We start from the raw sequence: 10,208 nt of genomic DNA, 5'->3' as shown, positions 1-10,208 counted from the left end.
ATTAAAAGCCAAAGGAAAGCCCATAAAACTTATACTGATAGCCATCATGCGCAAACTTGCCGTGATAGCTTTCAACCTATTAAAAAACGGTCAAGATTTTGAGCCGGAAAGATATAAATGAAAAATTAAACCGGGCTTTCGCCGGCTATTTTTAATTTACTGAAAAATAAATAAAAAAATTAAACGCAAAATCATTTAATATCAAACAAAACACCCTGAACAAATCAGGGTGCGTATTGTTTCAACTTTAAGAAATGTAAAGTTATTTGACTATTCAATACACTATCTTTGCTATAATCAGCACACTACTGAATACTACATTCGACCTATAAGGATAAATAGATGAAAACACCAGCCCTACTCTCGCTGCTCGGTTTGATTCCATCTGCCGCCTTTGCCGCTCACGGCGTAGGCCTTGGCCAACCACCCAAATATCCGGCCAACTTCACTGCCTTCGAATACGTCAATCCCAACGCCCCCAAAGGCGGCACATTTACCACGCCTTTCCTCGGTGCTTTTGACACGCTCAACCCCTTTACCCTCAAAGGCAACCACGAATACGGCATCAGCATGCTGACACTCGACACCCTGACCGAGCAAAGCATGGACGAACCTTACGCCGTTTACGGCCTGATTGCCGAAGACATCGCCCTGGCTCCTGACGGCCTTTCCGTTACCTTCAAAATCAACCCCAAAGCCAAATTCCACAACGGCGATCCCGTTCTAGCCAAAGATGTTGCCGCTTCATTTAACATCCTGACCAAAGACAAAGCCGCCGCCCCCATGTACCACTTCTACTGGAGCGACGTGGCCAAAGTAGAAACGCCCAACGACCGCACCGTCGTGTTCCGCTTCAAACAGCGCAACTCAGAATTGCACATGATTCTCGGCAGCCTGCCCGTCTTCTCGCATAAAAGCTATCCCAAAGGCCTAGCCGCCGCTCCCAACAGCCTGCCCATCGGTTCCGGCCCCTACCGTTTTGCCAAAGCCGAAAACGGCCGCATTAGCGAGTTTGTCCGCGACAAAAACTACTGGGCGCAAAATCTGCCCGTGCGCAAAGGCCGCTACAACTACGACCACATCCGCATCAAATACGTCAAAGACGAAGTTGTCCGCATCGAAGGGCTGAAAGGCGGCCAATATGACTTCGTACAAGAAAACGTTGCCCGTAACTGGGCGCGCGCCTACTCCGACGAAGTCCTCAAAAAACGCAATCTGTCCAAACACGAATGGGTACAAAACAGCACAGCCGGCATGCAAGGCTTCGTCATCAATATGCGCCACAAGCCCTTGGACAATATTTACGTCCGCCGCGCCTTGATTGAAAGCTTCGACTACGAAAGCGTCAACAGCCGCATCTTCTACGGCGCATACCGCCGCACCGACAGCTTCTTCACCAACAGCACCATGGCCGCAACCGGCAAGCCTGACAGCACGGAAACCGCATTGCTCAAATCATTGGGCACCAAGCTGCCCGACGGCGTATTGGATCAAGACGTCCCTATGCCGCCGGTTACCGATCCAAAACTGGGCGTGCGCCCGAACCTGCTCAAAGCACGCGCCCTGCTTGAAAAAGGCGGCTATCAATACAAGAACGGCAAAGCAGTCGACAAACAAGGCAAACCGCTAACCTTTGAATTCCTCGCCCCAAGCAAAAACTACGAACGCATTACCGCCAAATGGCAGCGCGACCTTGCCAAAATCGGCATCACCATGAACGTGCGCACTGCCGATTCCGCCGTGTACCAAAAACGCATGAACGACTTCGATTTTGATGTGACCACAGGCTACTACGGCAACAGCGAAAGCCCCGGCAACGAACAATACGACTACTTCAGCTGTGCTGCCGCCAAAACCGAAGGCAGTCGCAACCTGTCCGGCGTCTGTCATCCCGCGGTTGAAAAACTGCTGACCCATTTCAACAGCTTCACCAACCGCCAAGAACTGCAAACCACCTCGCGCGCGCTCGACCGACTGATCCGCCACCAATACACCATCGTTCCAAACTGGTTCGCCGACCGCTACCGCGTCGTGTACCGTAACGATGTCGGCATTCCGTCCAAGCTGCCGAAATACTACGACCCCATCACCTTCGCCATGAGCGCAGGCTGGAAGAAAAAGTAGTCGCATTTCGACAACACGTCCAAGCGTCTGACAAGCCCTTGGCGTGTAGTCCTAAACATAGGATCATAAAACCTAGTTGTTTGTTTAAAAACAATCAATCGGCTGATTCCAAACAAACATAAAAGAAAAAACAACAATTATCGCCGGCACCATGTTTATTTCAAACGCATCAATCGCAGCGCCGGCGTTCACTCCGGCGGAACATGCCGTGAAACAGGTAAGAACGCAGGTTCCCGGCTATCACCGTTTAATGGTGGGCGATTTTGAAGTCACCGCATTATACGACGGCTTTCTTTCCGTCAGCCCGCAATTATTCCAACCGTTCAGCAATAAAAGTGCAGCGGAATTGGACGATTTAATCGCGCGCGAATTCAGCCCGCTCGAAGCGGATAAAGGCGTGAATACCGCAGTTATCTGCTTTCTGGTCAATACGGGTAAGAATTTGATTTTATTGGATTCCGGCACGGACGATGTGGATATTATGGGTAAAAATACCGGCAAACTGGTAAACAGCATGAAAGCCGCCGGCTATACACCCGAACAGGTGGACATTCTGCTGCCGACTCACATGCACTTCGACCACGTCAGCGGCTTAACGCACGACGGTAAAATGGTGTTCCTGAATGCAACGCTTCTGCTGGCGAAAGAAGAAAAAGGCTTCTGGCTTGATCAAAAAATGGATCAGATTCCCGAAGCCATCCGCGGCTTTGCACAGCTGGCACGCGACGCCGTAGCGCCTTATGTTAAAGCCGATCGGGTGAAATTCTACAAAACCGGCGAAGAAGTGATTCCGGGTATGGTATCCAAACCGAGTCCTGGTCATACGCCTGGGCACAATGGCATCGAGTTCACTTCAAAAGGACAAACCATGCTGGTGTGGGGCGATTTGATGCACAACCACACACTGCAAATGCTTGATCCCGAAATCGCCATTGAGTTTGACAGCGACCCCAAACAGGCACGCGCCAGCCGCCAAGACGCGCTCAAAGATGCCGCCACACGTAAAATCTAGATAGCTGGCGCACATATGCCCTTCCCCGGCATCGGCCACGTCCGTGCCGAAAGCAACGGCAGCTATACTTGGGTGCCGGTGGAATATACCCCGATCGAAATCGACGGCAAAGTACAATAATTTAACAAAAACCGACCGCACTTTTCTTAGAGGAAGCCGTCAAATGACGATTTTTTTGTGTTACGGCGATTTTTCTTTATAATACGAAAAATTTTTATGAATTAACAAAGGCAGGAATTATGGCGGTAGAAGCAGCTGACGGCGATTTATTGCACGTGGTGGAGTTATTGGGGGCGGCGGTAGTTGCCGTGCCGTTATTTAAACGTTTAGGTCTAGGCTCGATTCTGGGTTATTTGGCTGCGGGGCTGGTTATCGGACCCTTCGGATTAAAGCTCATTACCGATTCCCACGCTATTTTGCATATTGCGGAATTCGGCGTGGTGATGTTTCTGTTTTTGATCGGGCTGGAAATGAAGCCGTCGCATTTATGGAAATTGCGTAATCAGATTTTCGGCTTGGGTACCCTGCAGGTGACGCTTTCCAGTCTGGTCCTTACCCAAATCGGGCTGGCTTACGGTTTTTCTTTAGTGATGTCGTTTATTGCGGCGGTAGGTTTTACACTCACCTCCACCGCAATGGTCATGCAGATTATGGACGAACGTCATGAAATCAGCACACCGCAAGGTCAGCGCATTGTCTCCATTTTGCTGTTTGAAGATTTGCTGATTGTGCCCATGCTGGCGATTGTAGCATTTCTAGCACCCGATAATCCCAATGCCGTTGCCGATGCCGTACCGCTATGGCAGAAAATCGGTGTTGCCGCGCTTTCTTTGGTAGTGTTGATTGCGACAGGTATTTGGCTGCTCAATCCGCTGTTTAAAATTCTGGCAAAATCCAAAGCACGCGAGGTGATGACTGCCGCCGCGCTGCTGGTGGTACTCGGTGCGGCTTATTTAATGGAGCTGGGCGGTCTGTCTATGGCGATGGGTGCGTTTCTGGCGGGAGTGCTGCTGTCGGAATCCGACTTCCGTCATCAGCTTGAAGCGGATATCGAACCGTTCCGAGGCCTTTTGCTCGGGCTGTTTTTCTTAGCTGTCGGGATGTCGCTGGATGTGGCAACGGTGCTCAATAACTGGAAGGTAATTCTTTCCGCCACTGTACTGATGATTATCTTGAAATGCTTTGCCATTTATGGAGTGGCGCGTTTTACCAAAGCAAGCCATCACACCGCGATACACCGCGCCGTACTGATGTCGCAGGGCGGTGAATTCGCCTTCGTATTACTCGCCTCCGCTGCCGCACAACGGGCGATTAATGCGGAAGTGCTAGCGAATATGACGGCAATCGTGGTGCTCTCCATAATTACGACACCCTTCGGCGTTATGCTGTTCGACCGCTATTTCAATGAATCCCGCGCAGCTGCGGCAGTGGACGATGTGGAAGAACATGCGGGCGAACTCAACGGCAACGTGCTGATTATCGGATTCGGGCGCATGGGGCAGGTGGTCAGCCAAATGCCGCTAGCCTACGGTGCCACCATTTCCATTCTGGACAACGATCCCGACATCATCAACGTCGCACGCGAATACGGTTTCAAAGTCTATTACGGCGACGCCACCCGCGCCGACGTGCTGCATGCCAGCGGCGTAGAACACACCGACATCGTAGCGGTATGCGTGGACAACGGAGAAAGTGCGGTCAGAATTGTGGAAAATATTCATCATATCAACCCGAACGCCAAGGTGTTCGTGCGCGCCTGGGACAGACGCAATGCGCTGGCCCTAGTGAAAGCGGAAGCGGATTTCGTAGTGCGCGAAACCTTCTATTCTTCCATGAAAATGGGCGATGAAATCGTCAAGGCATTGGGTGCTAGCGTGCAGGAATTACGTGCCGTACACGACAAAGTACGCGACGCCGACAAAGAACGCTTCGCTTTGGAAATTGCCGGCAAGGAATTTGAAGGGCGCAGATTACTGTTGGGGAATATAAAGAAAAATTCGTAAAATAGAGCGCACTTTTGTAGCTGCAAGCGATGGAATTTAAGCGAAAAATTGCAAAACACCGCACTTTTTACGCCCGTCCGGAACGCAGGCAGTTTAAAGCCAAATCAAAGGCCGTCTGAAACATCCGTCAGCAAAATCATCTGCAACGGAACATTTCAGACGGCCTTTTCGTCTCTTTTCACTCCAGTTTCACAACCGAAGCAAAATATCGAAAATGAACAAAAAATTGCAAAACAATGCCCTCAAATTTTACAAAACCGTGTACACTTCAAACTAAGAGTTTGAATTATAAGGTTAATCTTAATAAAAACTACAATCATCCAAATTTAACCCAAATCAAGCGTTCATATAACAGACAATAAGGAACAATAATATGGAAATCAAGCGTCTCTCTACCATTCTCAAACTGATTGCCAACCCCGAACGCATGGCCATCCTTTTTCTGCTGCTTGACGGCGACCGCAGCATTACCGAACTGGCACAGGCGCTCGACTCCTCCCCGACCGGCATTGCCAACCACCTCGCACGCCTGCGCACCGAAGGCATCATCGATTTCACGCGCTACCACCGCATCATCGAATACCGCCTCATCTCCGAAGAAGCCACCACCATCCTCGATACCCTGCGTACGCTCAAAGACCAAGCCGAATAAACAAATTATTCCATATCACAACATCAAGGCCGTCTGAAACATCAGCTTTCAGACGGCATTCCACTTTCAGCCCATATCGAAAAATAAACCAATCCGCTATACAATACCGCCCATGCCCACAGGCGCAATCCGCCGCCTTCCCACCCAACAGCACACACGGAAACATCATGAAAATCGCCACTTGGAACGTCAATTCCCTCAACGTCCGCCTGCCCCAAGTACAAAACTGGCTGGCCGACCACCAAGCCGACATACTCGCCTTACAAGAACTCAAGCTCGACCAAGACAAATTCCCGGCCGCCGCCCTGCAAATGATGGGCTGGCATTGCGTCTGGAGCGGCCAAAAAACCTACAACGGCGTCGCCATCATCAGCCGCCACGAACCGCAAGACGTACATTGCGGCCTGCCCGCCCTCCCTGACGACCCGCAACGCCGCGTCATCGCCGCCACCATCAACGGCGTGCGCGTCATCAACGTCTATTGCGTCAACGGCGAAGCACTGGACAGCCCAAAATTCCAATATAAAGAACAATGGTTTGCCGCATTGACCGAGTTCGTCCGCGCCGAAATGGCCGCACACCCCAAACTCGTCCTGCTCGGCGACTTCAACATCGCCCCGGCCGATGCCGACTGCTACGACCCCGAAAAATGGCACGAAAAAATCCATTGTTCCTCCATCGAAAGACAATGGTTTAAAAACCTACTCGACCTCGGCCTGACCGACAGCCTGCGCAAAATCCACCCCGAAGGCGCGTTCTACACATGGTTCGACTACCGCGGCGCCATGTTCCAACGCAAACTCGGCCTGCGCATCGACCACATCCTCAGCAGCCCCAAACTCGCCGCCACCCTAACTGACGTCACCGTCGACCTAGAAACCCGCGCCCAAGAACGCCCCAGCGACCATGCACCGGTAATTGCCGAGTTTGACTGTTAGGTTTTAAAGCAATATAAACAATAAGGCCGTCTGAAAACTGGATTTCAGACGGCCTTATTGCAAAAGGTTTTCAGACGACGTTTGAAGCCTTCTGAAAGTTTAAAACAATGGTTGAATAGCAAAGAACGTGTGCGTGCGTACCGCACACACCCTACACCTCGGTTTTAAAGTTTGTGCCGCCCGCAGGTAGGATATGGCGCAGCTACGCACGCGGTTTGTGGAGATGCAGGCTACGGCTTGCTAGCGAGTCTAGTCAGTATTGCGCCACACCCGAGGGAGAGCGGCGAAACCAAATTCAAAAGCCACTGCTTCGACGGAAGGTCTGCGGTGCGTAAGGTACTGTATATGGCTACCGTAGTAGCGACACGTTTTGAACCGCTTATTCGGGATTTCTACCAACGCCTGCTGTCCAAGGGTAAGCCGTATAATGTTGCCGTTACGGTATGTATGCGCAAACTGCTGACGATATTGAATGCCCGGATGCGTGATTACTTTGCTGAAAACGGTACCACCGAAAACGGTATCCAAACGGCTTGATTTGAGTTTTGGTATTTTTGCCCGACGGGGTAAAAAATACAGTTGATACGCCCGCTACGCACACAGGCTACGGTTTGCTACGGTTTGTTTTTGAAAGGCTTCTAATCTTAATTTTAATTTCTTTGCATTTTTATAAGGAATTGATTAAAAATATATTATTAAGCTCAATAAAATATTGAAAAATGCATATAAAATATATAATAAAATTTTCCAATTATCGTGTTCAAAGCCAAGAATATATGAATATACTCCTAGACAAAATAAAATAAATGCGAGTATATAATATATAAATGCGTCTACAAACCAATCAAGCCAGGAAATATGAATTGTAAGTTTTCCATCATTCATTCTCATATACCTATAACTTTTAACAAGTTGATTAAACGTAAATTCACCATTTAAAAATTTATGAAAATCTATTATTTTTTCTATAATAATAACTTCTGCATTAAATTTGAATATTCGAGCAAAATATTCCCTAATGAGTTCGTTTTCTAAGAAATACCTCACATTAGATTTATGTTTTGTATTGGCTATAACTTCTTCTAAAAATTTTCTACGAAAATTTCGTCTTTCTGATAAGTATTCTAATACTCCTCTGAATCTAAAAATTACAATAGCCAATACCATAGTAAAAATTATTACTATAATGAATCCATAATTACCTTTTTCAATGTTACTAAGAATTAAATCTGTAAGTTTTTCTTCCATATCACGGTCTCTGAAATTTAAAAATTATTCCGCCCCAAACAACAAATTCTCTTTAATCCCCCGAATCCTATCCCGCAATACAGCAGCCTCTTCAAATTGCAAATCCCTAGCCGCCTGCTGCATGGCTTTTTCCAGTTTGGCGATTTCTTTAATCGCGTCTTCTTCGTTATGGATTTCACCGACTTTGACCTTATTTTTGCCTTTCAGACGGCCTTTGCCGCTGTCTTCTTCGTGGTACACGCCGTCGATGATGTCTTTGACTTGTTTTTTAATCTGCTGCGGTACGATGCCGTGTTCTTCATTGAATTTAATTTGTTTTTCGCGGCGGCGTTCGGTTTCATCGATGGCGGCTTTCATGGAGTCGGTGATTTTGTCGGCGTACAGGATGGCGACGCCATTCACGTTACGCGCGGCGCGGCCTATGGTTTGAATCAGGCTGCGGTGGGAGCGCAGGAAGCCTTCTTTGTCTGCATCGAGAATGGCGACGAGGGAGACTTCGGGGATGTCGAGGCCTTCGCGCAAGAGGTTGATGCCGACGAGTACGTCAAACAGACCGAGCCGTAAATCCCTAATGATTTCAACGCGCTCAACGGTGTCGATGTCGCTGTGCAGGTAGCGTACTTTGATGCCGAGTTCGCTGTAATAGTCGGTGAGTTGCTCCGCCATGCGTTTGGTGAGGGTGGTAACGAGCACGCGTTCGCCTTTTTGGATGCGGTCGTTGATTTCGCTCATTAAGTCATCGACTTGGGTGGCAACGGGACGGATGATGATTTGGGGATCGACCAGCCCTGTGGGGCGGACGACTTGTTCGACGACTTGTCCGGCGTGTTCTTCTTCGTATTTGGCGGGGGTAGCGGAAACGAAGATAGTTTGCGGCATGACTTTTTCAAATTCGTGGAATTTGAGCGGGCGGTTGTCGCGGGCGGAAGGTAGGCGGAAGCCGTAGTCGACGAGGTTTTGCTTGCGCGATGCGTCGCCTTTGTACATGCCGCCGATTTGGGTAACGGTAACGTGGCTTTCGTCGATGAACATGATGGCGTTGTCGGGCAGGTAGTCCATCAGCGTGGGCGGTGGTTCGCCTTCTTTTTTGCCGGAGAAGTGGCGGGAGTAGTTTTTGATGCCTTTGCAGAAGCCCATTTCATAGAGCATTTCGAGGTCGAAGCGGGTGCGCTGTTCGATGCGTTGTTGTTCAACAGGGCGTTGTTCGCGGGCGAAAAATTCGATGCGTTCGCGTAGCTCTTCTTTGATAGACTCGCAGGCGCGCAATACGGTGTCGCGCGGGGTAACGTAGTGGCTGGACGGAAAGACGGTGTAGCGGCCGACGCGTTGGATAAGGCCGCCTGAAAGCGGGTCGAACATATCGAGACGGTCGATTTCGTCGTCGAACAGGCTGATGCGCAAGGCGTTTTCGGAGCTTTCGGCGGGGTACACGTCAATCACGTCGCCGCGCACGCGAAAGCTACCGCGTTTGAAGTCCAAATCGCCGCGTTCGTACTGCATGGAAACGAGCGTGGCGATGATGTCGCGCTGCTCGATGGTGTCGCCTTCTTTGACGGACAACACCATTTGTTGGTATTCGGTCGGGTCGCCGATACCGTAAATGGCGGACACGGTGGCGACGATAATTACGTCGTCGCGCGTCATCAGGTTCTTGGTGGCGGAAAGGCGCATCTGTTCGATGTGTTCGTTAATCGCGCTGTCTTTTTCAATGAACAAATCGCGGCTGGGCACATAGGCTTCGGGTTGGTAATAGTCGTAGTAGGAGACGAAATATTCCACCGCGTTTTCAGGAAAAAACTCGCGCATTTCGGCATAAAGCTGGGCGGCAAGGGTCTTGTTGTGCGCCATGATGATAGCGGGTCGGCCGCTTTGGGCGATGACGTTCGCCATGGTGTAGGTTTTGCCCGAACCGGTTACGCCGAGCAGGGTTTGATAAGCAAGGCCGTCTGAAAGCCCTTCGAGCAGGCCGGCAATGGCTGTCGGCTGATCACCGGCGGGTGGGAAGGGCTGGTAGAGTTTAAACGGAGAATTGGGGTATTGGATGACTTCCATAAGACAGCCTGTTTTATGTTCAGGGAAAGAGAAGATTATAACAAAGGGCCGTCTGAAAATTGATAGTGTGCCAATCTGACAAGACTAAATTTCATCTCCTCTCTTTGCTACTTGAGGTTTATTCTGTTGAATCTCTCCTCTTCATTCCCCTACCCCGTAAAAGGCTTACACTCCGCATC

7 protein-coding genes and 2 pseudogenes are annotated in these 10,208 nt (G+C 49.7%); 7 read left to right on the top strand and 2 right to left on the bottom strand.

The window, feature by feature from the left end; translation table 11 throughout:
- The 7 genes and pseudogenes from HMPREF2551_RS10475 to HMPREF2551_RS01980 all read left to right on the top strand — a co-directional run.
- Window positions 1-121, top strand: a pseudogene (locus HMPREF2551_RS10475) (IS110 family transposase); the annotation flags it as partial.
- Between the two features lie 221 nt (window positions 122-342).
- Window positions 343-2,124: an extracellular solute-binding protein gene (locus HMPREF2551_RS02005; protein WP_070836940.1), complete on the top strand. Its 1,782-nt coding sequence runs from the start codon at window positions 343-345 to the stop codon at window positions 2,122-2,124.
- Window positions 2,125-2,275: 151 nt separating this feature from the next.
- On the top strand, window positions 2,276-3,136 hold the full coding sequence (locus tag HMPREF2551_RS02000; RefSeq protein WP_283122397.1) for an MBL fold metallo-hydrolase: 861 nt from the start codon (window positions 2,276-2,278) through the stop codon (window positions 3,134-3,136).
- Window positions 3,137-3,375: 239 nt separating this feature from the next.
- Window positions 3,376-5,139, top strand: coding sequence for a monovalent cation:proton antiporter-2 (CPA2) family protein (locus tag HMPREF2551_RS01995; protein WP_070836939.1), 1,764 nt, complete (start codon window positions 3,376-3,378; stop codon window positions 5,137-5,139).
- Between the two features lie 373 nt (window positions 5,140-5,512).
- Entirely contained in the window at window positions 5,513-5,791 is a 279-nt protein-coding gene (locus HMPREF2551_RS01990; RefSeq protein WP_070813625.1) for an ArsR/SmtB family transcription factor, read from the top strand.
- A 167-nt stretch (window positions 5,792-5,958) separates the two neighbouring features.
- Entirely contained in the window at window positions 5,959-6,729 is a 771-nt protein-coding gene (gene xth / locus HMPREF2551_RS01985) for an exodeoxyribonuclease III (RefSeq protein WP_070836938.1), read from the top strand.
- Between the two features lie 240 nt (window positions 6,730-6,969).
- A pseudogene (locus HMPREF2551_RS01980) lies at window positions 6,970-7,266 on the top strand (transposase); the annotation flags it as partial.
- A 144-nt stretch (window positions 7,267-7,410) separates the two neighbouring features.
- On the opposite strand, the gene HMPREF2551_RS01975 reads toward HMPREF2551_RS01980, so the two are convergent.
- Window positions 7,411-7,977, bottom strand: a complete 567-nt coding sequence (locus HMPREF2551_RS01975; protein ID WP_070836937.1) for a hypothetical protein — start codon at window positions 7,975-7,977, stop codon at window positions 7,411-7,413.
- Window positions 7,978-8,001: 24 nt separating this feature from the next.
- Window positions 8,002-10,029 (bottom strand): excinuclease ABC subunit UvrB, encoded by a 2,028-nt coding sequence (uvrB, locus tag HMPREF2551_RS01970; protein WP_070836936.1) that lies wholly within the window; start codon window positions 10,027-10,029, stop codon window positions 8,002-8,004.
- Window positions 10,030-10,208: the final 179 nt, after the last annotated feature.

The sequence above is a fragment of the Neisseria sp. HMSC066H01 genome (assembly GCF_001837375.1).
Classification (GTDB): domain Bacteria; phylum Pseudomonadota; class Gammaproteobacteria; order Burkholderiales; family Neisseriaceae; genus Neisseria.
Note: the sequence above shows the minus strand (reverse complement) of the source record. Positions and strands in the feature narration are given on the sequence as shown.

Bases quoted from the DNA above. Each gene is read 5' to 3' on its own strand.
- HMPREF2551_RS02005 (WP_070836940.1), top strand. From the start codon at position 343: ATGAAAACACCAGCCCTACTCTCGCTGCTCGGTTTGATTCCATCTGCC.
- HMPREF2551_RS02000 (WP_283122397.1), top strand. From the start codon at position 2,276: ATGTTTATTTCAAACGCATCAATCGCAGCGCCGGCGTTCACTCCGGCG.
- HMPREF2551_RS01995 (WP_070836939.1), top strand. From the start codon at position 3,376: ATGGCGGTAGAAGCAGCTGACGGCGATTTATTGCACGTGGTGGAGTTA.
- HMPREF2551_RS01990 (WP_070813625.1), top strand. From the start codon at position 5,513: ATGGAAATCAAGCGTCTCTCTACCATTCTCAAACTGATTGCCAACCCC.
- xth (WP_070836938.1), top strand. From the start codon at position 5,959: ATGAAAATCGCCACTTGGAACGTCAATTCCCTCAACGTCCGCCTGCCC.
- HMPREF2551_RS01975 (WP_070836937.1), bottom strand. From the start codon at position 7,977: ATGGAAGAAAAACTTACAGATTTAATTCTTAGTAACATTGAAAAAGGT.
- uvrB (WP_070836936.1), bottom strand. From the start codon at position 10,029: ATGGAAGTCATCCAATACCCCAATTCTCCGTTTAAACTCTACCAGCCC.